The 25,726-nt window shown below is 61.4% G+C and carries 35 protein-coding genes and 1 pseudogene; 8 read left to right on the top strand and 28 right to left on the bottom strand.

Going from position 1 to position 25,726, the window contains the following annotated elements:
• Window positions 1-6 precede the first annotated feature (6 nt).
• From secY to ACNPP0_RS14910, 12 genes are all read right to left on the bottom strand, one after another.
• The gene (secY, locus tag ACNPP0_RS14855) at window positions 7-1,332 is read right to left on the bottom strand and encodes a preprotein translocase subunit SecY (RefSeq protein WP_039882533.1); all 1,326 of its coding nucleotides are present in this window, start codon (window positions 1,330-1,332) and stop codon (window positions 7-9) included.
• A gap of 14 nt (window positions 1,333-1,346) precedes the next feature.
• Complete coding sequence (gene rplO, locus ACNPP0_RS14860; protein ID WP_013397002.1) at window positions 1,347-1,787, bottom strand: 50S ribosomal protein L15; 441 nt, start codon at window positions 1,785-1,787, stop codon at window positions 1,347-1,349.
• A gap of 9 nt (window positions 1,788-1,796) precedes the next feature.
• A complete protein-coding gene (rpmD, locus tag ACNPP0_RS14865) occupies window positions 1,797-1,982 on the bottom strand; it encodes a 50S ribosomal protein L30 (RefSeq protein WP_006216520.1) in 186 nt (61 codons plus the stop codon).
• Window positions 1,983-1,985: 3 nt separating this feature from the next.
• Complete coding sequence (rpsE, locus tag ACNPP0_RS14870; RefSeq protein ID WP_006216521.1) at window positions 1,986-2,507, bottom strand: 30S ribosomal protein S5; 522 nt, start codon at window positions 2,505-2,507, stop codon at window positions 1,986-1,988.
• A 15-nt stretch (window positions 2,508-2,522) separates the two neighbouring features.
• A complete protein-coding gene (rplR, locus tag ACNPP0_RS14875; RefSeq protein WP_006227039.1) occupies window positions 2,523-2,888 on the bottom strand; it encodes a 50S ribosomal protein L18 in 366 nt (121 codons plus the stop codon).
• Window positions 2,889-2,909: 21 nt separating this feature from the next.
• On the bottom strand, window positions 2,910-3,443 hold the full coding sequence (rplF, locus tag ACNPP0_RS14880; RefSeq protein WP_105555708.1) for a 50S ribosomal protein L6: 534 nt from the start codon (window positions 3,441-3,443) through the stop codon (window positions 2,910-2,912).
• A 12-nt stretch (window positions 3,444-3,455) separates the two neighbouring features.
• Window positions 3,456-3,851, bottom strand: coding sequence for a 30S ribosomal protein S8 (gene rpsH, locus ACNPP0_RS14885; RefSeq protein ID WP_006216525.1), 396 nt, complete (start codon window positions 3,849-3,851; stop codon window positions 3,456-3,458).
• A gap of 10 nt (window positions 3,852-3,861) precedes the next feature.
• Window positions 3,862-4,167, bottom strand: a complete 306-nt coding sequence (gene rpsN / locus ACNPP0_RS14890) for a 30S ribosomal protein S14 (RefSeq protein ID WP_006216527.1) — start codon at window positions 4,165-4,167, stop codon at window positions 3,862-3,864.
• 12 nt (window positions 4,168-4,179) lie between these two features.
• On the bottom strand, window positions 4,180-4,719 hold the full coding sequence (gene rplE, locus ACNPP0_RS14895) for a 50S ribosomal protein L5 (RefSeq protein WP_006216529.1): 540 nt from the start codon (window positions 4,717-4,719) through the stop codon (window positions 4,180-4,182).
• Between the two features lie 12 nt (window positions 4,720-4,731).
• Window positions 4,732-5,052: a 50S ribosomal protein L24 gene (rplX, locus tag ACNPP0_RS14900; RefSeq protein WP_006227036.1), complete on the bottom strand. Its 321-nt coding sequence runs from the start codon at window positions 5,050-5,052 to the stop codon at window positions 4,732-4,734.
• Window positions 5,053-5,063: 11 nt separating this feature from the next.
• On the bottom strand, window positions 5,064-5,432 hold the full coding sequence (gene rplN / locus ACNPP0_RS14905; protein WP_046807446.1) for a 50S ribosomal protein L14: 369 nt from the start codon (window positions 5,430-5,432) through the stop codon (window positions 5,064-5,066).
• 354 nt (window positions 5,433-5,786) lie between these two features.
• Window positions 5,787-6,575, bottom strand: a complete 789-nt coding sequence (locus ACNPP0_RS14910) for an aspartyl/asparaginyl beta-hydroxylase domain-containing protein (RefSeq protein WP_442880306.1) — start codon at window positions 6,573-6,575, stop codon at window positions 5,787-5,789.
• A gap of 157 nt (window positions 6,576-6,732) precedes the next feature.
• On the opposite strand from ACNPP0_RS14910, the gene ACNPP0_RS14915 reads away from it, so the two are divergent.
• Both ACNPP0_RS14915 and ACNPP0_RS14920 read left to right on the top strand, forming a co-directional pair.
• Window positions 6,733-8,160 (top strand): NAD-dependent succinate-semialdehyde dehydrogenase, encoded by a 1,428-nt coding sequence (locus ACNPP0_RS14915; protein ID WP_332609407.1) that lies wholly within the window; start codon window positions 6,733-6,735, stop codon window positions 8,158-8,160.
• A 185-nt stretch (window positions 8,161-8,345) separates the two neighbouring features.
• A complete protein-coding gene (locus ACNPP0_RS14920) occupies window positions 8,346-10,517 on the top strand; it encodes a metallophosphoesterase (RefSeq protein WP_448706314.1) in 2,172 nt (723 codons plus the stop codon).
• Between the two features lie 62 nt (window positions 10,518-10,579).
• On the opposite strand, the gene ACNPP0_RS14925 is transcribed toward ACNPP0_RS14920, so the two are convergent.
• Window positions 10,580-11,539: an AraC-like ligand-binding domain-containing protein gene (locus tag ACNPP0_RS14925; RefSeq protein ID WP_448706315.1), complete on the bottom strand. Its 960-nt coding sequence runs from the start codon at window positions 11,537-11,539 to the stop codon at window positions 10,580-10,582.
• A gap of 159 nt (window positions 11,540-11,698) precedes the next feature.
• On the opposite strand from ACNPP0_RS14925, the gene ACNPP0_RS14930 reads away from it, so the two are divergent.
• The 6 genes and pseudogenes from ACNPP0_RS14930 (at window position 11,699) to ACNPP0_RS14955 (ending at window position 17,408) form a co-directional block, all read left to right on the top strand.
• Window positions 11,699-12,595: an alpha/beta fold hydrolase gene (locus ACNPP0_RS14930; protein WP_448706316.1), complete on the top strand. Its 897-nt coding sequence runs from the start codon at window positions 11,699-11,701 to the stop codon at window positions 12,593-12,595.
• A gap of 22 nt (window positions 12,596-12,617) precedes the next feature.
• Window positions 12,618-13,790: a substrate-binding domain-containing protein gene (locus ACNPP0_RS14935; RefSeq protein WP_448706317.1), complete on the top strand. Its 1,173-nt coding sequence runs from the start codon at window positions 12,618-12,620 to the stop codon at window positions 13,788-13,790.
• 15 nt (window positions 13,791-13,805) lie between these two features.
• Window positions 13,806-14,576 carry an ABC transporter ATP-binding protein gene (locus ACNPP0_RS14940; protein ID WP_332609402.1) on the top strand — a complete coding sequence of 257 codons (771 nt, stop codon included), beginning with the start codon at window positions 13,806-13,808 and terminating at the stop codon, window positions 14,574-14,576.
• A complete protein-coding gene (locus ACNPP0_RS14945; protein ID WP_448706318.1) occupies window positions 14,573-15,325 on the top strand; it encodes an ABC transporter ATP-binding protein in 753 nt (250 codons plus the stop codon). The genes ACNPP0_RS14940 and ACNPP0_RS14945 overlap by 4 nt, the downstream gene beginning before the upstream one ends.
• Complete coding sequence (locus tag ACNPP0_RS14950) at window positions 15,322-16,332, top strand: branched-chain amino acid ABC transporter permease (RefSeq protein WP_448706319.1); 1,011 nt, start codon at window positions 15,322-15,324, stop codon at window positions 16,330-16,332. The genes ACNPP0_RS14945 and ACNPP0_RS14950 overlap by 4 nt, the downstream gene beginning before the upstream one ends.
• Window positions 16,333-16,342: 10 nt before the next feature.
• Window positions 16,343-17,408 (top strand): annotated as a pseudogene (locus tag ACNPP0_RS14955) (branched-chain amino acid ABC transporter permease).
• A 59-nt stretch (window positions 17,409-17,467) separates the two neighbouring features.
• Here ACNPP0_RS14955 and ACNPP0_RS14960 read toward each other — a convergent pair.
• From ACNPP0_RS14960 to ACNPP0_RS15030, 15 genes are all read right to left on the bottom strand, one after another.
• Window positions 17,468-17,908: a hypothetical protein gene (locus ACNPP0_RS14960; RefSeq protein ID WP_332609395.1), complete on the bottom strand. Its 441-nt coding sequence runs from the start codon at window positions 17,906-17,908 to the stop codon at window positions 17,468-17,470.
• A 151-nt stretch (window positions 17,909-18,059) separates the two neighbouring features.
• Window positions 18,060-18,545: a hypothetical protein gene (locus ACNPP0_RS14965; RefSeq protein WP_448706320.1), complete on the bottom strand. Its 486-nt coding sequence runs from the start codon at window positions 18,543-18,545 to the stop codon at window positions 18,060-18,062.
• Window positions 18,546-18,655: 110 nt separating this feature from the next.
• Window positions 18,656-18,937, bottom strand: a complete 282-nt coding sequence (gene rpsQ / locus ACNPP0_RS14970) for a 30S ribosomal protein S17 (RefSeq protein WP_006216549.1) — start codon at window positions 18,935-18,937, stop codon at window positions 18,656-18,658.
• A 2-nt stretch (window positions 18,938-18,939) separates the two neighbouring features.
• Window positions 18,940-19,131, bottom strand: a complete 192-nt coding sequence (rpmC, locus tag ACNPP0_RS14975; RefSeq protein ID WP_003806912.1) for a 50S ribosomal protein L29 — start codon at window positions 19,129-19,131, stop codon at window positions 18,940-18,942.
• A gap of 11 nt (window positions 19,132-19,142) precedes the next feature.
• Window positions 19,143-19,559 carry a 50S ribosomal protein L16 gene (rplP, locus tag ACNPP0_RS14980; RefSeq protein WP_006216552.1) on the bottom strand — a complete coding sequence of 139 codons (417 nt, stop codon included), beginning with the start codon at window positions 19,557-19,559 and terminating at the stop codon, window positions 19,143-19,145.
• A 2-nt stretch (window positions 19,560-19,561) separates the two neighbouring features.
• On the bottom strand, window positions 19,562-20,356 hold the full coding sequence (gene rpsC, locus ACNPP0_RS14985) for a 30S ribosomal protein S3 (RefSeq protein WP_006216553.1): 795 nt from the start codon (window positions 20,354-20,356) through the stop codon (window positions 19,562-19,564).
• A gap of 9 nt (window positions 20,357-20,365) precedes the next feature.
• On the bottom strand, window positions 20,366-20,695 hold the full coding sequence (gene rplV, locus ACNPP0_RS14990) for a 50S ribosomal protein L22 (protein WP_006227021.1): 330 nt from the start codon (window positions 20,693-20,695) through the stop codon (window positions 20,366-20,368).
• Window positions 20,696-20,698: 3 nt separating this feature from the next.
• Window positions 20,699-20,974, bottom strand: a complete 276-nt coding sequence (gene rpsS / locus ACNPP0_RS14995; RefSeq protein ID WP_006216555.1) for a 30S ribosomal protein S19 — start codon at window positions 20,972-20,974, stop codon at window positions 20,699-20,701.
• 12 nt (window positions 20,975-20,986) lie between these two features.
• Entirely contained in the window at window positions 20,987-21,814 is an 828-nt protein-coding gene (gene rplB / locus ACNPP0_RS15000) for a 50S ribosomal protein L2 (RefSeq protein ID WP_006216556.1), read from the bottom strand.
• On the bottom strand, window positions 21,815-22,111 hold the full coding sequence (gene rplW, locus ACNPP0_RS15005; protein WP_006216557.1) for a 50S ribosomal protein L23: 297 nt from the start codon (window positions 22,109-22,111) through the stop codon (window positions 21,815-21,817).
• Window positions 22,108-22,728, bottom strand: coding sequence for a 50S ribosomal protein L4 (gene rplD, locus ACNPP0_RS15010; RefSeq protein WP_006216558.1), 621 nt, complete (start codon window positions 22,726-22,728; stop codon window positions 22,108-22,110). Before rplD ends, rplW begins: the two co-directional genes overlap by 4 nt.
• Window positions 22,729-22,732: 4 nt before the next feature.
• Window positions 22,733-23,422 (bottom strand): 50S ribosomal protein L3, encoded by a 690-nt coding sequence (gene rplC, locus ACNPP0_RS15015; RefSeq protein ID WP_052946063.1) that lies wholly within the window; start codon window positions 23,420-23,422, stop codon window positions 22,733-22,735.
• 385 nt (window positions 23,423-23,807) lie between these two features.
• Window positions 23,808-24,575, bottom strand: coding sequence for an ABC transporter permease (locus tag ACNPP0_RS15020; RefSeq protein WP_448706321.1), 768 nt, complete (start codon window positions 24,573-24,575; stop codon window positions 23,808-23,810).
• Complete coding sequence (locus ACNPP0_RS15025) at window positions 24,576-25,364, bottom strand: ABC transporter ATP-binding protein (protein ID WP_448706322.1); 789 nt, start codon at window positions 25,362-25,364, stop codon at window positions 24,576-24,578. It abuts the gene before it with no gap.
• Window positions 25,357-25,726, bottom strand: a 370-nt coding sequence (locus ACNPP0_RS15030) for a substrate-binding domain-containing protein (RefSeq protein ID WP_448706323.1), incomplete at its 5' end; no start/stop codon positions are given. The genes ACNPP0_RS15025 and ACNPP0_RS15030, both read right to left, overlap by 8 nt.

The following is a 25,726-nucleotide window of genomic DNA, read 5'->3' on the forward strand; positions in this document are numbered from 1 at the left end:
TTTTGCTTACCGCATCGGCAAACCCGCGCCCTTGAAGTTGGCCTTCTTGAGCAACGAGTCGTACTGGTGAGACATCATGTAGGCCTGAACCTGTGCCATGAAATCCATCGTCACCACCACAATAATCAACAGAGACGTACCACCGAAGTAGAAGGGAACGTTCCAGCGCATCACCAAGAATTCCGGCAACAGGCACACCAACGTAATGTAGATGGCACCTGCGAGCGTCAAACGCATTAGGATCTTGTCGATGTAGCGCGCTGTTTGTTCACCCGGACGAATGCCCGGAACAAACGCACCACTCTTCTTCAGGTTGTCCGCCGTTTCGCGGCTGTTGAACACCAGAGCCGTGTAGAAAAAGCAGAAGAAAATAATCGCGACGGAGTACAGCGTGATGTAGAGCGGTTGACGAGGCGACAGGGCCGCAGCCAGGTCACTAAGCCAGCGCATGTTCTCACTGCTGGAGAACCAGCTCGTGATCGTGGCCGGGAACAGAATGATCGACGATGCGAAAATCGGCGGAATCACCCCTGCCATGTTCAGCTTCAGCGGCAAATGCGAGCTTTGACCACCGTAGACCTTGTTGCCGACCTGACGCTTGGCGTAGTTCACCGTGATCTTGCGCTGTCCGCGTTCCACGAACACCACAAAAGCGGTAACCAGCACCACCAGAGCCACAATGAACAGTGCCGAAAGCACGGACATCGCGTTGGTGCGGACCAGGTCCAACAGTGCAGCCAGCGCCGCGGGCAAACCCGCAACGATACCTGCGAAGATCAGGATGGAAATCCCGTTGCCCAGACCGCGTTCCGTGATCTGTTCACCCAGCCACATGACGAACATGGTGCCAGTGACCAAAGTCACAACGGTCGTGAAGCGAAACAGCATACCCGGATCGATCACCAGTCCCTGTTGGGACTCCAACGCCACCGAAATGCCCACTGCTTGCACCAGCGCCAGCACGACTGTGCCGTAGCGGGTGTATTGGGTAATCTTCCGACGACCGGATTCGCCCTCTTTCTTGAGCGCTTCCAGCGACGGCACCACCACCGACATCAACTGCATGATGATGGATGCCGAAATGTACGGCATGATCCCCAGGGCAAAAATCGAGAAACGCGAGAGCGCCCCACCCGAGAACATGTTGAACAGGCCCAGGATCCCGCCCTGGTTCTGGCGGAACAAGTCCGCCAGCGCATCCGGATTAATACCCGGTACGGGGATGTGTGTACCCAAACGGTAAACCACCAGGGCGAGCACCAGGAACACCAAACGGCGCTTCAAATCACCGTACCGTGCTCCGGTTTTGCCCAATGCCTGCGCGTTAGCCACTCGTCACCTCGTGATCAAGCAAGCGAGCCGCCCGCGCCTTCGATGGCGGCGCGAGCGCCGGCCGTCGCGGTAATGCCCTTGAGCACTACCTTGCGCGAGAGTTCACCCGACTTGATGACCTTGGCGTAACGAACCGCCTGACCAATCACGCCAGCCGCCTTGAGCACTTGCACGTCGACTTCGTCGATGGGCAAGGCTTGCAGGTCCGACAGACGGACTTCGGCGTACAGGTGCTGACCGAGCGGGGTGAAACCACGCTTGGGCAGACGACGCTGCAGCGGCATTTGACCGCCTTCGAAGCCAACCTTATGGAAACCGCCCGAGCGCGACTTCTGACCTTTGTGGCCACGGCCGGCGGTTTTACCCAGACCCGAACCGATACCACGGCCGACGCGGCGCTTGGCGTGCTTGCTGCCCTCAGCGGGCTTCAGCGAATTAAGTTGCATATCCGACATGGTGATTCCTTAGGCTTCCGAGACGGAAACGAGATAATCCACCTTACGGATCATCCCACGCACCTCGGGCGTATCGACCAACACGCGGCTGCTGTTGATGCGGCCCAAGCCCAAACCGCGAACCGTATCACGGTGCGATTGCTTGGTACCGATCACGGAGCGCACGAGGGTCACTTTGATCTGCTTCTGAGCCATGATTTACCCCAGGATTTCTTCGACCGACTTGCCGCGCTTGGCAGCAACATCGGCCGGGGTCAGGGAAGCGCGCAGACCGTTCAACGTGGCGCGAACCATGTTGTAGGGGTTGCTCGAGCCCAGGCTCTTGGCAACCACGTTACGCACACCCATCACTTCAAAAATAGCGCGCATCGGGCCGCCGGCGATAACGCCAGTACCTTCAGCAGCGGGCGAGATCAGCACGGTAGCGGCGCCATGCTTGCCAACCACGGTGTGGTGCAGCGTGCCGTTCTTCAGAGCAACCTTGAACATGCCGCGACGGGCCTGTTCCATTGCCTTCTGGACGGACACCGGCACTTCACGCGCCTTGCCCTTACCCATGCCGACGCGACCATCGCCATCGCCAACCACGGTCAGCGCGGCAAAGCTCATGGTGCGACCACCCTTGACCACTTTGCTCACGCGGTTGACCGCGATCATCTTTTCGCGGAGGCCGTCATCGTTCTCTTTTTCCGCGGCGTTCTTGCCTTGTACTTTAGCCATTTGACAGATCCTCGCTTAGAACTTCAGGCCGGCTTCACGCGCGGCATCGGCCAGCGCTTTCACGCGGCCATGGTAACGAAAGCCCGAGCGATCGAAAGCGACCAGTTCGATACCGGCAGCCTTGGCCTTTTCGGCCACGCGCTTGCCAACCAGGGTCGCAGCGGCAGTGTTGCCGCCTTGACCGGTTTGGCCGGCCAGTTGCGCACGCACTTCGGCTTCCACCGTCGAGGCGCTGACCAGAACGCGATCGCCTTCCGGCGAAATGATGTTGGCGTAGATGTGCTGGTTCGAGCGGAAGACCGAGAGGCGGTGAACGCGCAGCTCGTTGATCTTCCGGCGGGTCGGAACCGCACGACGCAAACGGGAAACTTTTTTGTCCATGATTCGTCCTTGCGTGCGCCGTTATTTCTTCTTGGTTTCTTTGATGACGACGCGTTCGTCCGAGTAACGCACACCCTTGCCCTTGTAGGGTTCGGGTTCGCGGTACGAGCGGATTTCAGCGGCCATCTGACCGACGACTTGCTTGTTGGCGCCCTTGATGACGATTTCCGTCTGGGTGGGGCATTCGGCCTTGATACCGGCCGGCAACTGATGCAAAACGTCGTGCGAGAAACCGAGCTGCAGCTTAACGGCATCGCCTTGGATCGAGGCGCGGTAACCCACGCCAACCAGGGTCAGCTTGCGCTCGAAGCCCTTGCTCACGCCGGTAACCATATTGGCCACCAGAGCGCGCACGGTACCCGACATGGCATTGGCGTGACGAGTTTCGTTGGCGGCGGCAAACGTGAGCTTGCCTTCGTCCATCGCAACCGTGACGTCGCCAGTCAGGGCTTGAGTCAGGGTGCCCAGCGGGCCCTTGACGATGATCTGATCCTGCTTGATGTCAGCTTCGACACCCTTCGGCAGTTCGACCGGATACTTAGCGATACGTGACATTCGAATTTCTCCTTAGGCCACGTAGCACAGCACTTCGCCGCCGACGCCGTTGGCGCGAGCCTTACGGTCGGTCATGACGCCGCGCGAGGTCGAAACGATAGCCACGCCCAGGCCGTTCATGACCTGAGGAATGCTGGTACGGCCCTTGTAGATACGCAGACCGGGGCGCGAAACGCGTTCGATGCGTTCGATAACCGGGCGACCAGCGTAGTACTTCAGGGTGATCTCGAGCTCAGGCTTGGCCTGGGTGCCCTTGATTTCAAAGCTGTCGATGTAGCCTTCGTCTTTCAGCACAGCGGCAATTGCCGCCTTCAGCTTCGAGGAGGGCATGCTCACCGTAACTTTGTCCACTTGCTGCGCATTGCGAATGCGGGTCAGCATATCGGCGATGGGATCGCTCATGCTCATAATGTATCTCCTACCAGCTGGCCTTGGTGATGCCGGGGATTTCGCCCTTCATCGCCATTTCACGCAGTTTGTGACGCGTCAGGCCGAACTTGCGGAACACGCCGCGCGGACGACCGGTGACCACGCAACGGTTACGTTGGCGCGTCGGATTGGCATTGCGCGGCAGCTGTTGCAGCTTGAGCCGAGCTTGGTAACGTTCTTCGTCGGTCTTCGACTGGTCGTCGATGATCGCCTTCAACTCAGCGCGCTTGGCAGCGAACTTGTCAGCCAGCTTGGCGCGCTTGATGTCGCGATTGATGAGGGAAAGTTTAGCCACGTCATCAGCCCCTTAGTTACGGAACGGGAAGCTGAAGGCCGTCAACAGCGCCTTGGCTTCTTCGTCGGTCTTCGCGGAGGTGGTGATGCTGATGTTCAGCCCACGCAGCGCGTCGATCTTGTCGTACTCGATTTCGGGGAAAATGATTTGCTCTTTCACCCCGATGTTGTAGTTGCCACGGCCGTCGAACGCACGACCCGAGATACCACGGAAGTCGCGCACGCGAGGCAGCGCGACCGCAACGAGGCGATCCAGGAATTCGTACATGCGTTGACCACGCAACGTGACCATGCAACCAATCGGGTAGTTTTCGCGGATCTTGAAACCGGCGATAGCCTTCTTGGTCTTCGTCACGACAGGCTTTTGGCCAGCGATCTTGGTCAGGTCCGACACCGCGTGTTCGATAACCTTCTTATCGGACACGGCTTCCGAGACACCCATGTTCAGGGTGATCTTGGTGATGCGCGGCACTTCCATGACGCTCTTGTAGCCAAACTTGGCCTGCAGGTCGCCAGCGACCTTGCTCTTGTAGAAATCTTGCAAACGAGACATGTCTATCGCCCCTTACGCCTTGGCGCCGACAACGGCACCATTGGAACGGAACACGCGGACCTTGCGACCTTCGACTTCTTGAACGCCCACGCGGTCGCCACGACCGGTTGCGGGGTTGAAGAGCGCCACATTCGAGATGTGGATCGGCATGGTCTTTTCGACAATCCCGCCCGGGTTGTTAGCCATCGGGTTGGCTTTCACGTGCTTCTTGACGATGTTGACGCCTTCGACCAGAACGTGGTCAGCATCAACACGAGCCAGCACGGTACCGCGACGCTTCTTGTCGCGGCCGGTCAGGACGATGACTTCGTCGCCTTTACGAATGTTATTCATCGTAGGGCTCCTTACAGCACTTCCGGGGCCAACGACACGATCTTCATGAACTTCTCGGTACGCAGTTCACGCGTAACGGGTCCGAAGATGCGGGTGCCGATGGGCTCCAGCTTGGCGTTGAGCAATACGGCGGCATTGCCACCGAACTTAATCAGCGAACCGTCTTTACGGCGCACGCCCTTGGCGGTACGAACCACCACGGCATTGTAAATTTCGCCTTTCTTGACGCGTCCGCGCGGAGCCGCATCTTTGACGCTCACCTTGATGATGTCGCCGATACCGGCATAACGGCGCTTGGAGCCACCGAGCACCTTAATGCACATGACATGACGCGCACCAGTGTTATCGGCCACGTCCAGCGTGGTCTGCATTTGGATCATGATTTTTCCTGTTCCAACTTAACTGGAAATACTGTTTTCCCGGGGTTTTCCCCCCGAGGAACTCTGCAATTCCTGCCAGTTTTGGTCCCGTCAGGTCTGCCGCCCTGCTTTTGTGTTGTAGACCTAGAGCTTTCGCTCTACCTCTGCAACGGGTTGGCAACGCAACGACCCTGGGTTGAAATCCTGCGGGTATTCCCCCAACTCGATGAGCTAAATCTTCCTTAACTCAATCGACAATCTGGGAAAGCTGATCATTCTAGCGTGGTTAAATTTTGAGCGCAAGTACTTTGTTGGTATGACGCACAAAAGACCACGCTCCCCAATAAGGGGAACGGTTTGCGGGCCCTCTGCCCCCTATTTCTGGCGGTAGTAGCCCTTCTCCCAGGCATCGTGATTGGCCTTGCCGCGACGGATTTCGTCCGTGAACGGAGCCGCTCTGAGCACCAGGCGATTCAGCCATTTTACCGGAACGCGGCACGGCCTTTCGAAGTCGACGAACAGCACAGCCCGTAACCCGTCAGTGTCGTTGTGGACTTGATGCGGATACAGGTCATCGAAGACCACGGCGCGGCCTTCCCGCCAGCTATATCGTTCACCCCCGACCTCTATCCAGCAGCGCTCGGCCGGCTTGGGCACGACCAGCCCCAGGTGCAGGCGCAGCACACCGTTGTAGGGGCCGGTATGAAGGGGAATCCGCTTGCCCGGTTCCAGAATCGAGAAGAACGCGCTGCGAATACCCGGAATCCCCGTCAGCGCGCGGGCGGTTTCCGGGCAGCGCGCCAGGTTGCGTTCCGAGCGCAGTCCGTACCCCATGAAGACAAACGTCTTCCATTGATCGTCGGACGTGATCATCCCGACGTCCGGGGATATCTCGTGAAATGCCGGCAGATGCTGGCGTTCGGCCAGCAGTTCGGTGAGCTCGGCGCGAATGGCGGCGGTCCGGGCTTCAAGCGCGGGTATCCACGGGAACTGGTCATTCTGGAAGATCGGCATGTCGCCCACCAGCGACGACCGCGCGATCCGGTGACGCAGCCAATCGATGAAGCGAAAAAGCACGCGCGAGTACAGACTGGGTTTGATGCCGGAAAGCGCGTCAACGGGTTGCACGATGGGTAGGGAATCAGGCTGCTTAGGATGGCCCATTGTGTCCAAGGCCGCCCCGGCTTGCAAGACTTGGCCCCTTCCATTGGCTCCAATCCTGCGCGGCGGATTGGACCTCCCCGCATCGCGCAAGCTGGTTTAGACTGGCGTGGGCGACATGCGATCGCACTCCACTCCTATTTCGCAAGGAAAGACAGGCATGTATGAACAGTTGGCGCTGTATATCGACGGCGAATTCATCTCCGGCGAGGGTAGGCGCACCCAGGACGTCATCAACCCGGCCACGCTTGAAGTGCTGGGCCAGCTGCCTCACGCAACTGAAGCCGATCTGGACCGTGCGCTAGCCGCCGCCCAGCGCGCGTTCGAATCGTGGAAGAAGTCTTCTCCCATGGATCGTTCGGCTATCCTGCGCAAGGTCGCCACGCTGTCGCGCGAGCGCGCCAAGGAAATCGGCCGCAACATGACGCTGGACCAAGGCAAGCCGCTGGCCGAAGCCGTGGGCGAAGTCACCTCTTGCGCTGAACACGCCGACTGGCACGCCGAAGAATGCCGCCGTATCTACGGCCGCGTGGTCCCGCCCCGCAACCCCGACGTGCGCCAATTCGTCGTGCGCGAACCCATCGGCGTCTGCGCCGCGTTCACGCCCTGGAACTTCCCGTACAACCAGGCCATCCGCAAGATCGCCGCCGCGCTCGGCGCCGGTTGCACGGTGGTCCTCAAGGGTCCGGAAGATTCACCTAGCGCCGTCATGGCGATTGCGCGCATGTTCCACGATGCCGGCCTGCCCAAGGGCTGCCTGAACATCGTGTGGGGCGAGCCCGCCAAGATCTCCGACTACCTGATCCGCTCGCCGATCGTGCGCAAGGTGTCGTTCACCGGTTCCGTGCCGGTGGGCAAGCAGCTGGCCGCACTGGCCGGCGCGCATATGAAGCGCGTCACGATGGAACTGGGCGGCCATTCGCCCGTGCTGGTGTTCGACGACGCCGACATCGACCGCGCCGCTGAAATGCTGGCCAAGTTCAAGGTGCGCAACGCCGGTCAGGTTTGCGTGTCGCCCACCCGCTTCTACGTGCAGGAAGGCGCCTACGAACAGTTCCTGGCCCGCTTCTCGGACGTGCTCAAGAACATCAAGGTCGGCGATGGCCTGGAAGCCGGCACCGACATGGGCCCGCTGGCCCACGAACGCCGCGTGCCCGCCATGAGCGCCTTCATCGACGACGCCAAGAAGCATGGCGGCAAAGTCGTGGTGGGCGGTGGCCCGCTGGACCGCAAGGGCTTCTTCTTCGCCCCCACGGTTGTGACCGAACTGCCCGACAACTCGATGCTGATGACCGAAGAGCCCTTCGGCCCCGTGGCGCCGGTGGTCCGCTTCAAGGACACCGACGAAGTCCTGCGCCGCGCCAACAGCCTGCCGTTCGGCCTGTCGTCCTACGTGTTCACCAATTCGTTGAAGACGGCCACCAAGGTCTCCAACGGACTGGAAGCCGGCATGGTCAACATCAACCACTTCGGCAGCGCGCTGGCCGAGACGCCGTTTGGCGGCATCAAGGACAGCGGCATCGGCAGCGAAGGCGGGCTGGAAACGTTTGACGGCTACCTCGTCACGAAATTCATCACGCACATCTGATCGGTTTCGACCCTTCAACTCAAAAAGCCCCGCAAGGGGCTTTTTTTCGTCCCGCGGCCGCCGGTCTTCGCGCGGCGTCGTTTCATGATGCTGTCATGCACGTCCGGGAACATTGCGCCTCGCTGACAGGCAGCTGACCGCCCCAAGGGGACTGCCTGCCCCACTCTTCAGGATCAGATCGCGCAATGAACGCCCTTTCCCGTTTCGCCCGCACGGCCGGCGCCGCCACCCTTGTGGCCCTGCTTGCCGCTTGTGGCGGCGACGATGACGACAACAACAATCCCCCGGTCGCGGAGGCGCCCCCGCCCGTCACGGAAACGCCGGCCGCGCCGCCCGCCCCCCTGCAAGTGGCGTTCATGCCCGACATCCACTTCCATGATGTGTACGCCGACTTCAAGGACGGATCGTTCCCGGGCATTCCCAACCCCAAGCATGGCGACAACGCAACGATCCGCACGATGTATGCGCAGTTGACGTCGACACGGCTGTTCAACGAAAACTACTTCGCTTTCCTGGCCGCCCTGGACGATGCCGTTGCGCGCGGCGTGAAGTACATCGCGCTGCCGGGCGACTTCTCGGATGACGGCCAGCCCGTGCACATGCGCGGCCTGGTGAAGATCATGGACGACTATTCCAGGAAACACGGCATTCAGTTCTTTGCCGCCCCCGGCAACCACGACCCCAACCGGCCCTTCAACCAGGCGGCCGGCAAGAGCGACTACCTGGGTCTGGACCCCACAACCGGCGCCATCGGCTTCTCGCAACCGATCTACAGCCGCGGCGGCAACGCGGCATGCAGCACGCCGTACAGCGGCGACTGGGCGCGCATCGGCAACACGTACTGCACGGAAGAAGTCCTGCACATGGGCTACGCCGGCATCACGGATGCGCTCAAGCAGCATGGCTTCATGCCGCAGCCGCAAAACGTCTATTACGAAACACCGTACAGCACCTACAAGTACGAAGACTACGACTACACCACGGCGTTGGATCAGGCTAACTGGATCAACCGCCAATACGAGATCTGCGCGGAAGGAACGGGCGGCCCCAACAAGCCGCAGCACTACACGCTATGCAAGATGGTGCCCGACACGTCCTACGTGGTTGAACCGGTCAAGGGCCTGTGGCTGGTCGGCATTGACGCCAACGTCTACGTGCCGACGGGCGTCGGCGCCAACGACTTCACCGGCTCGGGTGACCAGGGCTACAACAAGATGCTGACGCACAAGGCCCACGTCATCAAATGGCTGGCCGATGTCGTTACGCGCGGCAAGGCGCAGGGCAAGCAGGTCATCGCGTTCAGCCACTTTCCGATGTCCGAGTTTTTCAACGGCGCCTCCGACGATATCGAGGCGCTGTTGGGCGCCAACAAGATGCAGATGATCCGCCGCCCGGCCGAGAACACGACGCGCGCCCTGGCCGAAACCGGTCTGAAGGTGCACGTGGGCGGCCATATGCACTTCAACGACATGGCGGCACGCAATTACGGCGGCAACTCGGCGCTGTTCAATATCCAGGCGCCGTCCATGGCGGCTTACGTGCCCGCCTACAAGCTGATGACGCTGCAAAGCGCGGACAAGATCGAAGTGCAGACCATCCGCCTGGACAAGGTGCCGCGCTTTGACGAGCTGTTCGACCTGTATCGCGCCGAAAACGCCTACACCACGCCGCCCCGGTGGGACGTGTCGATCCTGGACGCTAAGGACTACGGTGACTTCACGTATCGCTACATGAGCGAGCTGGTGCGCCTGCGCCTGCTTAACGACGACTGGCGTTGCGAGATGCGCGAACTGGTCAAGAGCCCGCTGACCGGCGCCGACCTGCTGACGCTGTCGCAACTGCAAACCAGCGTGACGCTGAAGGAACTGGCGAACACCGGCAATCAGAGCAATCTGACGCCGGCCTTCTTTGCCTGCCTGTCGGACGGCGGCGGCACCGGCGCCAGCAATGCGGCGTTTGCCGGCAACCTGGCCGACGCCCAAGCGCGTGCACAGGCCCTGGCGCAAGCCAACGGCATGCAGCTGTCGGACTTCGCGCAGTGGAAGGCACTGGACATGGCGGGCGACTTCGTGCGCATCGCCAACGCGGGCGACCTGGCCTTTGCGGACATGCCGGCCCAACGCGCCAGCCAGTACAAGCTGCTGGCCCAGGCGCTGGCCAACACGAACGCGTCGGTTCAGATGAGCGGCAACAGTGTCAGCAACGCCAATACGCTTGCCGACCTGTTCAAGGCGCGCTTCAAGCCGCTGATGGCGATCATGCTGAAGCTGGCGGCGGGTGCGCCGTCCGAGCACATTCGGCTGGACCTGACCAGCAACAGCATCGTGGATCTGTCGAATCGGCCGTCACCGTTCTAAGCGCGCGCTGAACGGCTGACTGGTAAGACAAGACGGCTCATTCGTGAGCCGTCTTTTTTGATTCAGCAACGTGCGCGCAGATCGCGCGGGGTGATGCCGAAGCGGCTCTTGAACAGCCGGCTGAAGTGCGACGGGTGTGAAAAGCCAACCTGATAGGCCAGCTCGGCGATGCCGCGGTGCCGATGCCGCGGGTCCAGCAGCAGCTCGCGGCATTTATCCAGGCGCTGATCGAAGATGAATGATTCCACCGACAGGCCGCCCGCGCGCAGAATGCGGTGCAGATACGCCACCGACACGCCGCAGCCTTGCGCCACGTGCTGCGGCGACAAGCCCGGGTCGGCCAGGTGCCGGCGGATGTAGGCCAACACGCGCTGGCGATGCGCCAACGTAACGCTGCTGTCGGTTTCAGACGCATGGCCCTGCCCCGCCTGCACCAGGAACAGCACGATCAGGTCAATCAACCTTTCGCCAAGCTCGGTCACTTCAGTGTCAGACCAGCTGCCCATGCCCTTGAAAAGGTGGTCCATGAAACCGGCCAGCATCGCACCACGCGGCGAGCCGTCATCGATGCGCAGCTTGTGGAAAGCGCCGATGCGTGAATCACGCTGCGTCAGCGCACTGCGAGGAAACGACACGCTCAGGCTGCGGTAGCCGGCCTCCCCCTGCGCCGTGGCCTGATACGGCAGGCTTTGGTTCATCAGGTAAACGCAACCCGGCTCCACCTGAAAATCTCGCCCTTGTTGCCGCACGGCCAGCGGCCCCGCCAGCGGCATGCCAAACGTATAGAACTCCTGGTCCAGCCGCGACACGTTGCCGGCCGTGCGCTCCAGCTTCTGTCCCCGATAGTGCAGGTCATTGAACTGCAGGCTGGCGCGGCGCGCGTAGCGCACATGGCCGGCGAAATGGTCGGGTTTGCCGCGGTGCACCTCAAACGGACCGAACGCGTCGGCCAGCGCCGCCCGCCATTGCTCGCACCCGTCGGCGCCGGCGGTGGCCGATATGGCGAATTCCGTGTCGGACATGTCGCGGTCTCCTGTACGCGGCCCAGCGCAATTTGATCTTGCGTCTACAAGCTCTTGATTCACCCTGCCCTGGGGTGCGCGGCGCATTGTGCATGCGTCTGGCGCAAGTCTATATTCAGCCCGATAAGCACACAACCTGGACAACCCGGGAGGAGACTCATGGCAACCGAGCCCGCAACGGCCGCCCGCCACACGCCGGTATCGCGCTATGCGCGCTGCGAAGGACGCGAGCTGCACTACATGGAATGGGGCGCACCCGATGCGCCGCCCGTCGTGATGTGGCATGGCCTGGCCCGCACGGGCCGGGATTTCGACGACTTGGCTGAGGCGCTGGCGGGCGACTACCGCGTCATCTGCCCCGACACGATCGGCCGCGGGCTGTCGCAATGGAGCCCCGACGCGGCGGCCGAATACTGCCTGGATTTCTATGCACGCCTGGCACGCGCGCTGGCCGATGGTCTGTCGCTTGTGCGCATGCGCTGGGTCGGCACATCGATGGGCGGCGCCACCGGCATGCACGCGGCCGCCACCACCTTGCGCGACCGGATTTCGCATCTGGTCGTCAACGACATCGGACCCGAGCTGCCCAAGCCGGCCATCGAACGCATCCTGGCGTACGCGGGCAACCCGCCCGCCTTTGATACCGTCACCGAACTGGAAGCCTGGCTGCGCGTCGCCTACCAGCCCTATGGGTGGCAAAGCGATGCGCAATGGCGGCGCATGGCAGAAACGTCGGTGCGGCGGCTGCCCGATGGCCGCGTCACGCCGCATTACGACCCCGCCATCGTCGGGCAGTTTCGCCATCACCCCAATGACTATGACCGCTGGAGCGGCTACGACTCTTTGCGCATGCCGGTGCTGTTGCTGCGCGGCGCGCAGTCCGACCTGCTGCTGCCGGAAGTGGCTCACGCCATGACACAGCGCGGTCCGCGCGCAACGCGCATCGACTTCCCTGATTGCGGCCACGCCCCCGCACTGAACGTCGCGCCGCAGATCGATGCCATCCGCCAATTTCTTGCCACGCCGAATCACACGGCTAACGCTTGCGCCCATTGATACCAATACCAGGAGACTTCCCATGAATCGCATACTGCTCGCCGCGCTGGCGGCACTCTGCATGACCTCGGCGGTGGCCGCCAAGGATTTTGTCGTCGCCCACGTGTACGACAAGACCGGCCCGCTGGAGGCCTATGCCAAACAGACGCAGAACGGCTTGATGCTGGGCCTGGAGTACGCCACGCAAGGCACGATGACCGTGGCCGGCCGCAAGATCCGCGTCATAGAAAAGGACAACCAGGGCAAGCCCGACGTTGCCCGCGCGCAGCTGGCGTCGGCCTATGCGGACGACAATGCCGACATCGCCGTGGGCCCCACGTCGTCAGGCGTCGCGTTGGCCATGCTGCCCATCGCCGAGGAATACGAAAAGATCCTGCTGGTCGAGCCCGCCGTCGCGGATTCGATCACAGGCGAAAAATGGAACAAGTACATTTTCCGCACCGGCCGCAACTCGTCGCAGGACGCCATTGCCAACGCGGTCGCGTTCGACCAGGCGGGCACATCCATCGCCATGCTGGCGCAAGACTACGCGTTTGGCCGCGACGGCGTGAAGGCCTTCAAGGGTGCGTTGAAAAACGCCAAGATCGTGCACGAGGAATACCTGCCGGCCAACGCCACCGACTTCACCGCCGGCGCGCAACGCCTGTTTGATGCGCTGAAAGATAAACCCGGCCGCAAGATCATTTTCATCCTGTGGGCAGGTGCCGGAAACCCGTTCAAGATCGCCGACCTGGACCCCAAGCGCTTCGGCATTGAAATTGCCACGGGCGGCAATACGCTGGCCGCGATGACGCCGCTGAAGTCCCTGGCCGGCATGGAAGGCGCCACGTATTACTACTACGGCATTCCAAAGAATCCCATCAACGATTGGCTGGTTGCCGAACACCAGAAACGCTTCGGGCAGCCGCCCGACTTCTTCACGGCCGGCGGCATGTCCTCGGGCATCGCGATCGTGGCAGCGCTGAACAAAACCGCGGGCAACGCCGACACCGACACGCTCATCAAGGCGATGGAGGGCATGAGTTTCGACACGCCCAAGGGCAAGATGACGTTCCGGCCCGAAGACCATCAGGCGATGCAGTCGATGTACCACTTCCGCATCAAGAACGATCCTTCCGTGCCGTGGGCCGTGCAGGATCTGGTCAAGGAAATCACGCCCGATCAGATGAATGTGCCCATTCAGAACAAGCCTTGAAGGCCGGTTGCCGCCATGCTGGAAACCCAATCGCTTACGATCCGCTTCGGCGGGCACGTGGCCGTCAACAACGTCAGTTGCCGCTACGAGCCGGGCACGCTGACGGCCATTGTCGGCCCCAACGGCGCGGGCAAGACAACGTACTTCAACCTGATCTCCGGCCAGTTGCGCGCCAGCGCAGGGTCGGTGAGTCTGAACGGGCGCGACCTGACGTCGCTATCGACCCCTGCGCGCATGCACGCGGGGCTGGGCCGCGCATTTCAGCTGACGCAGCTGTTCCCTCGCCTTTCCGTGCACGAGAACGTGCGGTTGGCGCTGCAATCGCGCCAGCAAGGCCTGAGCTGGCGTCAGATTCGCTTCTGGCGGACTTGGGACGATGATCGCAAGCTGCTGGCACGCGCTGATGCACTGCTTGAACGAACCCGCTTGTCCGCACGCCGCGACCAGGCTGCCGCCGACCTGCCGCACGGCGATCAGCGCAAGCTGGAAATCGCCATGTTGATCGCGCTGGAGCCACAAGTGTTCATGTTTGACGAGCCCACGGCCGGGATGAGCGTAGACGACGTACCCGTGGTGCTGGAGCTGATTCGCGAGCTGAAAACCGACCCGTCGAAAACGATCCTTCTGGTAGAGCACAAGATGGATGTGGTGCGGGAATTGGCCGACCGTATTGTGGTGCTGCATAACGGCCAATTGATGGCTGATGGCGAACCCGCCGCCGTCATCGCCTCGCCCATCGTGCAGCAGGCATACCTGGGTATCGCGCCCGTGGAGACCCCGGCATGAGCCCGCCGCCGCTGCTGGAATTGAAGGGCGTGCACACGCACATCGGCGCGTATCACATCCTGCACGGCGTCGATCTTGCCGTGCCCGCGTCGGCGGTCACCATGCTGCTGGGTCGCAACGGCGCAGGCAAGACCACGACGCTGCGCACGATCATGGGATTGTGGCGCGCGTCGCAAGGCCAGATTCGGTTCGACGGCGCGCCCGTCGGCGGGCCGGGCACGCGCACATCGCCGCCCGACATGGCTCGCATGGGCATGGCCTACGTGCCCGAGAACATGGGCATCTTTGCCGACCTTTCCGTCAAGGAAAACATCTTGCTGGCCGCGCGCCAGGCCCGAACCGTGGCGCAGTTGGATACGGTGCGATTGGAATGGATCTTCGGATTTTTTCCGGCACTGAAGAAATTCTGGCTGCACCCCGCCGGCAAGCTGTCCGGAGGGCAGAAGCAGATGCTTGCCGTCGCTCGCGCCATCATCGAACCGCGCCGGCTGCTGCTGATCGACGAGCCCAGCAAGGGCCTGGCGCCCGCCATCATCCAGAACATGATCGACGCCTTCATCGAACTCAAGCAGGCGTCCACCACCATTTTGCTGGTCGAGCAGAACTTCAACTTCGCGCGGCTGGTCGGCGACCATGTGGCCGTCATGGATAACGGCCGCGTCGTTCATGCGGGCGACATGCAGGCGCTGGCGCAAGACGACGCACTACAGACGCGGCTGCTGGGCCTGTCGCTGGGAAGCCATCAATGAGCACGCTGGATATCGATACACCCTTGCCGCGCGTACGTGCGGATCTGCGCCCCGTTCTGCTGGTGCTGGCGCTGGCCGCGCTGGCGCTGCCCTTGGTGGGTTCGTTCTCAACCTGGATCACGCTGACGCTGGCGGGCCTGGCAATGGGCATGATCATCTTCATCGTTGCGTCAGGCATGACGCTGGTGTTCGGGCTGATGGACGTCCTGAACTTCGGCCACGGCCTGTTCATCGCCATTGGCGCCTACATGGCGGCGACCGTGCTGGGCGCGATGTCCGACTGGACCCAGACAGGCAGCCTGTGGATGAACCTGGCCGCCGTACTGCCGGCCATGATCGTGGGCATGCTGGTGGCAGGCGCCGTCGGTCTGGCCTTTGAATGTGTGATCGTGCGCCCCGTGTATGGGCAGCATTTGAAGCAGATCCTGATCACGATGGGCGGCATGATCATCGGCGAAGAGATCATCAAGATGATCTGGGGTCCGCAAACCCTGTCACTGCCGCTACCCGAGGCGCTGCGTGGCGCGTTCCTGCTGGGCGATGCGGCCATCGAGAAATTCCGTATCGTTGCCTTGGCTGTCGGCGTGCTGGTGCTAGGTGGGATGCTGTGGCTGCTGAACCGTACCAAGCTGGGGCTGTTGATCCGCGCGGGCGTCGAAGACCGCGAAATGGTCGAAAGCCTGGGCTACCGCATCCGCCGTCTGTTCGTGGGCGTGTTCGTCGCGGGGTCGATGCTGGCGGGGCTGGGCGGCGTGCTGTGGGGCATGTACCAGCAGTCGATCGTGCCGCAACTGGGTGCGCAGGTGAACGTGCTGATCTTCATCGTCATCATGATCGGCGGCCTGGGTTCGACGGTCGGCTGCCTGATTGGTGCGTTGCTGGTCGGCTTGATGGCCAACTACACCGGCTTTCTGCTTCCCAAGGCGGCCCTGTTCTCGAACATCGCGCTGATGGTCGCCATTTTGTTGTGGCGGCCGCAAGGCGTGTATCCGGTCACCAACCGCTAGGAGCCCAGACATGTCATTTCGCCTGCTCTCCGGCGACCCGCCTCGCAGCCCGCTGCTGGCGCTTGCGCTGATTGCAATCGTCGCCCTGCTTGCTGCCGCGCCCTTTCTCTTTCCCGGTCCCAAATCGCTGGCGGTGGCGGCCAAGATCCTGGTGTTCGTGATTCTGGTCGCCAGCTATGACCTGCTGCTGGGCTACACCGGCATCGTGAGTTTTGCGCACACCATGTTCTTCGGCATTGGCGCCTATGGCGTGGCAATCGCCAGCATCCGGATGGAACCGGGGTGGACGGCGGTGTTCAGGGGTGGGCGCGGGCCTAGCGGTATCGCTGGCTTTCGCCTTGCTGATCGGCCTGGCCAGCCTGCGGGTGCGCGCCATTTTCTACGCGATGATCACGCTGGCGGTCGCAGCCGCGTTCCAGACATTGGTGTCGCAATTGTCGGACCTGACAGGCGGCGAAGACGGGCTGAACTTCAAGGTGCCGCAGCTGCTGCGGCCGGCGTTCCGGCCCTTTTCCGAACCGGTGTTTGGCGTCACGATCGACGGCCGCATCATCACTTACTACCTGATTGCCGCGGTCTGCGTGGTGTTGTTCCTGATGCTGCTGCGCATCGTCAATTCGCCGTTCGGCCGCGTGCTCCAGGCCATTCGCGAAAACCCCTTCCGCGCCGAGGCCATCGGCTACCGCACCGTGCTGTACCGCAGCCTGTCGAACCTGCTTGCCGCCGCGTTCGCCACGCTGGCCGGCGCGCTGTACGCGCTCTGGCTGCGCTACAACGGCCCGGACACCACGCTGTCGTTCGAAATCATGCTGAATATCCTGCTGATGCTCGTGATTGGCGGCATGGGCACGATGTATGGTGCGGTGGTGGGCGCCAGCCTGTTCGTATTCGCGCAAAGCTATCTGCAAGACGGCCTGCAAATCATCCACGACGCGGTGACGGGCGTTGCGCCATTGGCGTTGTTATTCGAACCTGACCGCTGGCTGCTATGGCTGGGGATTCTATTCGTGGTGTCGGTGTATTACTTTCCGACGGGAATCGCGGGGCGATTGAGGGAGTTCGCGCGGCGGCGCTAACGCCCTCAAGGGCCTCCGCGTGCCGGCATGCGCCCATGCCCCGCGCTAGGCTTGTCGCCTTATTTCACCTTGCTGCTTACGCGATCCAGGTCGCGGCTAAGCTGGTCAATCTGACGCTGCATCGCGCTGAACTGCCGCTCGTTCGCGCTGTTGCTGTTGCTGCTGCTACTGCGGCTGCTGTCGCTTTGCTTGCGCTCCAGTGAGGCAATCTTTTTGTCCTGATCGTCCACCTTGCGTTGCAGCGCGCGGTTCTCGTTTTTCAAATCGTCCAAGGTACGCGTTTGATCCCGGACCTGATCCATCGTCCTCTGCAACTCCCTGACTTCCATGCCGGCGCGCGCCCGGCTATCGCTCCCAACGACCAGCACGCTGTCGTGGATGGGCCGAGAGATCTCCACATCCTTGAAAACAATGTTTTGTGCGCTTGCGAATGTTGAGAAACCCGCGCCCGCCAACACCATGAAACCTGCTATGCCAAGCTTGCCCGCGGACCTGATCATGTTGCCACTCCTGTGGTCAGAATTGTCAGCGCAATGGGTGCGCTGGCTGGATTTATATCAGGAGCCATGGGGGTTGTAACAACGCAGGCACCAATAGTGGCTACGCTGCGTTTCAAAGCCGGCAAGGACCAGGCAGCAACCGCGGCGACGGTCACTTTCCGCTCTGGCGCAGCGTGTCCGCCTCGCGCCGCAGGCTGTCGACTCGCCGCTGCATCTCGTCGATCTTGCCTCGGTCAAGCTGCGAGCCAGCCGGCGTAGGCTGCAAGGGCCGCATCGTCGAACCCGTATTCAACGGCATCATGGCGGGCGCAGCCCCAGCGGCGTTGGCCGGCTTCTGGGTGAACAGGCGCTCCAGCAATAGCAATTGATTGCGCTGATTCTCCAGGGTCTGTTCCTGCGAGGCCAGCGCTTGCTCGTCCTCGTCATCCGATCCGAAGATGGCGGCGTGGTCACGGGACCCGGGAGGCAGCTTCACGCGAGGCTCGGGCCCGGCGTTCAAGACGTTCTTACCGACACGGGCGTCATCGGGTGGCGCCGCCGGGCCGTTACCTGCGCCCGCATCCACCGCTTGCGCGGCGGCGGTACCAGCCAAACAAAAGGCGGCCACAAGCACATTGGCCCGTACGGTACTGCGCATGATGTTCCTGACCCGCATCGGCATCGATCTCAAGGACAAAAAAAACGGCAAGGGGTTTAGCCCTTGCCGTTTTATATCAGAACGGCGAACCGTTCCGATGACTGCTTCACTTAGATGATACGTGCGGCTTCAACCAGACGCACCACACGCCACGACTTCGAGCGCGAGATGGGACGGCCTTCAGCGATTTCAACCGTATCGCCTTCGTTGTATTGGTTCGATTCATCGTGCGCCTTGTACTTGGCGGAACGCATGATGATCTTGCCGAAGATGGGGTGCTTGACGCGGCGCTCAACGAGCACAACGACAGTCTTGTCCATCTTGTTGCTGACGACCTTGCCAACCAGCGTACGCTGGCGCTTGGCCACTTGGGTGTTTTGAGTTTCGCTCATGTTTATTTCCCTGCCTTCTCGGTCAGCAAGGTACGAACGCGCGCAATGTCGCGACGCACGTTGCGCAGCTGGCTGGTGTTGGCCAGTTGCTGCGTGGCCTTCTGCATACGCAGACCGAATTGTGCCTTCAGCAGGCTTTCGAGCTCTTTGCCGAGCTCGGCGGCGTCTTTCGAACGGAGTTCGCTAGCTTTCATGTTAGTACTCCTTAAGCACCGATATGACGCGCGACGAACGTGGTCGAAATCGGCAGCTTGGCAGCGGCCAGGCGGAAAGCTTCACGCGCGATCTCTTCGCTCACACCTTCCATTTCGTAGAGCACTTTGCCGGGCTGAATTTCAGCGACCCAGTACTCAGGATTGCCCTTACCGTTACCCATACGGACTTCGGCGGGCTTTTGCGAGATGGGCTTATCCGGGAAAATGCGAATCCAGATACGGCCGCCACGCTTGATGTGACGATTGATAGCACGACGAGCGGCTTCGATCTGGCGAGCGGTCAGACGGCCACGGCCGGTGGCCTTCAGACCGAATTCGCCGAACGACACGTGGGTACCACGAGTCGCCAGACCGGTGTTGCGGCCCTTCTGCTCTTTGCGATACTTTCTGCGAGAGGGTTGCAGCATGGTTATTCTCCTTCAGGCGCCGGAGCAGCGTCCGCCTTGCGGGGACCACCACGACCACGACCACCCGGACGACCGGTGCGAGCACCGTCCGGACGATCACCACGCGGAGCGCGGCGCGGACGACGTTCTTCTTCGCGCGGGGCAGCGGTTTCCGGCGGCAATTCGCCGTTAGCCAGCATGTCGCCCTTGTAGACCCAGACCTTGATGCCGATCACGCCATACGTGGTGTGGGCTTCGGAGGTGCCGTAGTCGATGTTGGCCTTGAGGGTGTGCAGCGGCACACGGCCTTCGCGATACCACTCGGTGCGAGCAATTTCGATACCGTTCAGACGGCCCGAGCTCATGATCTTGATGCCTTGGGCACCCAGACGCATCGCGTTTTGCATCGCGCGCTTCATTGCGCGACGGAACATGATGCGCTTCTCGAGCTGTTGCGAGATCGAGTCGGCGATCAGTTGAGCATCGGTTTCCGGCTTGCGGATTTCTTCGATGTTGACGTGCACAGGCACGCCCATCAGACGCTGCAGATCAGCCTTCAGGCTTTCGATGTCTTCGCCGCGCTTGCCGATCACCACGCCCGGACGAGCCGAGTAGACGGTGATGCGGGCATTCTTGGCCGGACGCTCGATGATCACGCGACCAACGGAGGCGCTCTTGAGCTTCTTTTTCAGGTACTCGCGAACGCGAATGTCTTCGGCAAGCATCGTGCCGAAGGCCTTGTCGTCGGCGAACCAACGCGAGGACCAATTACGGGTGACCGCGAGACGGAACCCAGTGGGGTGAATTTTCTGACCCATCGTGACTCCTTAAGCTCCGACCTTGACCGTGATATGGCAGGTCTGCTTCTCGATACGGTTGCCGCGGCCCTTGGCGCGAGCGGAGAAGCGCTTCATCGACTGAGCCTTGTCCACAAAAATCGTGGTGACTTTCAGTTCGTCGATATCGGCGCCGTCGTTGTGCTCGGCGTTGGCGATGGCGGACTCGACAGCCTTCTTCAGGATGACGGCAGCCTTCTTCGGCGAGAAGGTGAGGATTTCCAGGGCACGGCCGACCTTCTGGCCACGGATCAAGTCCGCAACCAAACGGGTCTTCTGTGCCGAGATGTGCACCCCACGGATAATGGCAGTAGTTTCCATCGCTTACCTCTTCGCCTTCTTGTCCGCAGCGTGGCCCTTGAACGTACGGGTCAGCGCGAACTCGCCCAGCTTGTGACCGACCATGTTCTCGTTGATGTACACGGGGACATGTTGCTTGCCGTTGTGGACCGCGATCGTCAGACCGATGAACTCGGGCAGGATCGTGGAACGACGCGACCAGGTCTTGATCGGCTTCTTGTCTTTGCCCGCGACGGCCGTGTCCACCTTTTTGATCAGGTGAGCATCGACAAACGGGCCTTTCTTGATCGAACGTGACATAGTGTTCGCCTCTTACTTGCGCTTGCGCCGTTGGACGATCATATTGTTCGTCCGCTTGTTGCGACGGGTCTTGAAACCCTTCGCCGGGGTGCCCCACGGGCTGACCGGCTCGCGTGCTTCACCGGTACGGCCTTCGCCGCCACCGTGCGGGTGATCCACCGGGTTCATGGCAACGCCACGAACCGTCGGGCGGATACCACGCCAACGCATTGCACCGGCCTTGCCGATTTGGCGCAGGCTGTGTTCTTCGTTACCGACTTCACCAATGGTGGCGCGGCATTCGATGTGCACACGGCGAACTTCACCCGAGCGCAGACGAACCTGAGCGTAGATGCCTTCGCGAGCCAGCAGGACGGCGGAAGCGCCGGCCGAACGGACCATTTGAGCACCCTTGCCAGGCAGCATTTCGACGCAGTGAATCGTCGTACCCACCGGGATGTTGCGGATCGGCAGCGTGTTACCAGCGCGGATCGGAGCATCGGTGCCCGACAGCAAGGTAGCACCCACTTCCAGACCACGCGGAGCGATGATGTAACGACGTTCGCCGTCGGCGTAGCACAGCAGAGCAATGTGCGCCGTACGGTTGGGGTCATATTCCAGACGCTCGACCTTTGCCGGGATACCGTCCTTGTCGCGACGGAAGTCGACGACGCGGTAGTGTTGCTTGTGACCACCACCACGGTGGCGGATCGTGATGTGACCGTTGTTGTTACGGCCAGAACCACGGGTCTTCTTTTCCAGCAGCGGCGCGTAGGGCTCACCCTTGTGCAGGTTCGGGCTAACAACCTTCACCATGCCACGGCGGCCAGCCGATGTCGGCTTAACTTTTACGAGGGCCATTTACTTCACCTCCGCAAAGTCGATTTCCTGGCCGTCCTTGAGCGACACGTAAGCCTTGCGCTCATTACGGCGACGGCCAACGAATCGGCCAAAGCGCTTGACTTTGCCCTTACGGTTGAGGACCTGCACGGACTCGACCTGCACTTTGAAGAGCAGTTCGACGGCAGCCTTGATTTCCGGCTTGGTAGCGTCAGCCACGACACGGAAAGCGACTTGCTGATTCTTCTCAGCGACGAACGTGGCCTTTTCGGTCACGATCGGAGCCAGAATGACTTGCATCAAGCGTTCAGCGTTCATCCCAGCATCTCCTCGAGTTGAGCGATGGCCGGCTTGGTGATCAGCACTTTCTTGTAGTGGACCAGCGACAACGGATCGGCATAACGGGGCTCGACAACAGCAACGTGCGGCAGGTTGCGGGTGGCGAGGTAAACATTCTCATCAACGCTGTCGGTGATGATCAGGACAGAGTCCAGGCCCAGGCTCTTCAGCTTTGCAGCAGCAGCCTTGGTCTTGGGCGATTCCAGATCAAACGATTCGACAACGGCGATACGGTCTTCACGAGCCAGTTGCGACAAGATCGAACGGATCCCGGCGCGGTACATCTTCTTGTTGACCTTCTGGCTGAAGTTCTCTTCGGGCGAGTTCGGGAAAATCCGACCACCGCCACGCCACAGCGGCGACGAAGTCATACCAGCGCGTGCGCGGCCGGTACCCTTCTGGCGCCAGGGCTTCTTGGTCGAGTGCTTAACTTCGGCACGATCCTTCTGAGCGCGGTTGCCGGCACGGGCATTGGCTTGGAAAGCCACCACGATCTGATGAATCAGCGCTTCGTTAAAGTCACGGCCGAAGATCGTATCGGGCGCGCTGAACGTAGCAGCGGCCTGACCTTGGTCGTTCAGGAGCTTGAGATCCATTTACTTACGCTCCCTTCTTGGCCGGGGCCTTGATGGCCGGGCGCACGACGATGTCGGCGCCAGCGTGGCCGGGGACAGCGCCCTTGACCAGCAGCAGGCCGCGCTCAACGTCAACGCGAACGACGTCGAGGTTTTGAACGGTGCGGGTGACATCACCCAGGTGACCAGCCATCTTCTTACCCGGGAACACGCGGCCCGGATCTTGAGCTTGGCCAATCGAGCCCGGGACGCGGTGCGAACGGGAGTTACCGTGCGACGCGCGTTGCGAACCGAAGTGGTGACGCTTGATGGTACCGGCGAAGCCTTTACCAATGGTCGTGCCCGTCACGTCGACCTGTTGGCCGGCTTCGAACACGGATTCCACGGCGATCACGGAACCGGCTGCAAATTCAGCAGCGCGAGCGGGATCAAGGCGGAATTCTTTGAGGATGCTACCGGCTTCAGTGCCGGCTTTGGCGTAGTGGCCCGTTTGCGGCTGAGCCACACGCGAGGCACGACGAGTGCCATAAGCCACTTGGATCGCGGCGTAGCCGTCGGTTTCCAGCGACTTAACTTGGGTCACGCGGTTGTTAGACACGTCCAGCACGGTTACCGGGATGGATTCACCTTCCTCGGTAAAAATGCGGGTCATGCCGACCTTGCGACCCACCAGCCCCAGCCGGTGAGCGGCGGGCGTGGGTGTCGAATTCGACATCGTTTTCTCCATTCCTGACTGCGATTGGTCAGGGCTAATCAGGCAAAAGGTAACGGCCTTTGCCCTACGACTATGTTCAACCTGGTTGGTTTTGCCTTAGAGGTGCCTTTGCCTTGCAGCAAAGATTCAAGCCAATCCGCCCATAGTTAGACTCGCCACAAAATGGCAAGCTTGGCATATTAGCATGATTTTTTTAGGTGGCACAAGCACTTAGCCGGCTTTGGACAGGGGAAAGTGGGCTGTTTTGCCACACCTCAAACAGGAAGAATCGGTTGCCGAAACCGTTCCCGATTGGGTGCCCGACGGGCCGCCCCGCGAACTGGGCGCCCATGGGACAGTGAGTGGCCGCTTACCGGGCAACGGCACGCGCCTCCGAGCCAACGAATCACGCCACTTTCCCGGCCCTGCCCGACTCGTGCCAGGGGATCAGCACCTTGCGAAGCGAACCCACCGCGAAGTAAAGCACAAAGCCGATCATCGCCAGCAGCAGTACTACGGCAAATAGCGTGTCGACCTCCATGTCCTGCAACTTGACGGTGGCCAGGTAACCCAGCCCGCGCGAGCCGGCCACAAACTCCGACACCACCGCGCCGATGATGGACAACACGATCGCCATTTCCATACCCGTCAATATATAGGGCAGCGACGCCGGTATCACCAACAGGCGGAAACGTTTGCGGCCGGTCGCGCTGCCCACCTGAAAGACCTCGACCAAGTCGGTGTCGACCGATTTCGCCCCCAGGTAGCTATTGGCAAACACGGGAAAGAACGCCAGCAGCGCCGAGATCACGATCTTGGATTCGATGCCAAAGCCGAACCAGAGGATAAAAAGCGGGATAAGCGCGACCTTGGGTGTCAGTTGCAAGGCGACGACGAACGGCTTGAAGATCGTATCCAGCAGTTCGACCCTGCCCAGCACCTGGCCGATAAACGTACCCAACACCACCGCGATCACGAACCCGCCCAGACACTCGACCAGCGTCGTGTAGATGTGGAAATAGGTATCAGGCCGCCGCATCAACTGCACCAGCGCGGCCAGCACGTTCTCGGGCGGAGGCAGCACCAGCGGCGACACGTCAAAAAGCGTCACATAGCTTTTCCACAGGACAAAGAACACCAGCACGGAACCGAGTTGAATGGCGATGCGTGTCATTCAGATCTCCAGGTGTTTGCGCAGTTCGGCGCACAGCCGCGCGTATTCGGGGTGTTCGCGCAGCTTGGTACGCGGACGCGGCAGATCCACGCGGATCTGCGCAGCCACACGGCCCGGACGGGCGGACATGACGATGACGCGGTCGGCCAGATGTACGGCCTCGCTGATCGAGTGAGTAATCAGGAACGCCGCAAAGCGCTCGCGCATCCAGATGCGTTCGGCGTCCGCAATGATCTGCTCGCGGGTCAGTGCATCCAACGCACCGAAGGGTTCATCCAGCAACAGCAACTCGGGGTTTGAGAACAGCGCCCGCGCGAAGGACGCGCGCTGGCGCATGCCGCCCGATAGCTCCGACGGATTGCGCTTTTCGAATCCGCCAAGGCCCACCATGGCGCACAACTGGCGAGCGCGTTCCAAGTCTGCGCGCGTAGCCCCCGTAGTCATCAGCTTGGGCAGTGCCACGTTCTGCTCGATATTCAGCCATGGCAGCAGACGATGTTCTTGAAACGCGACGCCAAAGCGAACCGGGTTGGAAGCACCCCGCCCCGGCCAGGCGATCTGGCCTTCGCTGGGCGACTCCAGGCCACACAGCAGCCGCAGCAAGGTGGACTTGCCGCAGCCTGACGGCCCGATGATGGCCACGAATTCGCCCGGCGCGATATGTTGGTTCACCCCTTGCAAGGCGATGGTCACGCCCGAGTCGGTCTTGAATTTCTTGGTGACGTCGATAAAGCGGACGATCGCCGTGCCCGCATCCACCGCCGGCGCTATGGATAGGGCTTCAGGCAACAGCGCTCTCCCAGATGTCGTTGGTATAGAGCTTGCGATCGGTCGTGCGCATCAGGCCGGCGTCCAACAGCAGTTTGCTGCCTTCCTGCCATTGCTTGGGATCGTTGCGCACCGCCTGTTCCGCGCCATGGCTCAGCCAAAGTTCGCGGTTGCCGCGCAGGTCTTGCAGTGCGATATCGGTCTTATCGATACCTGGGATATCGAACGCGTCGCCCATCAGCGCGATGGCTTGCATCAAGGCTGCGTCATCCATCGTGGCCAGTTCCCTCACGGCTTGCACCACGCCACGGGTGAAGGCGACATAGGCGTCACGGTTTGCCGCCAGTTCGCTTTCGCGCGCCACATAGACCTGGCCGGGGGGG

This window comes from Achromobacter semiaridum (assembly GCF_053543755.1).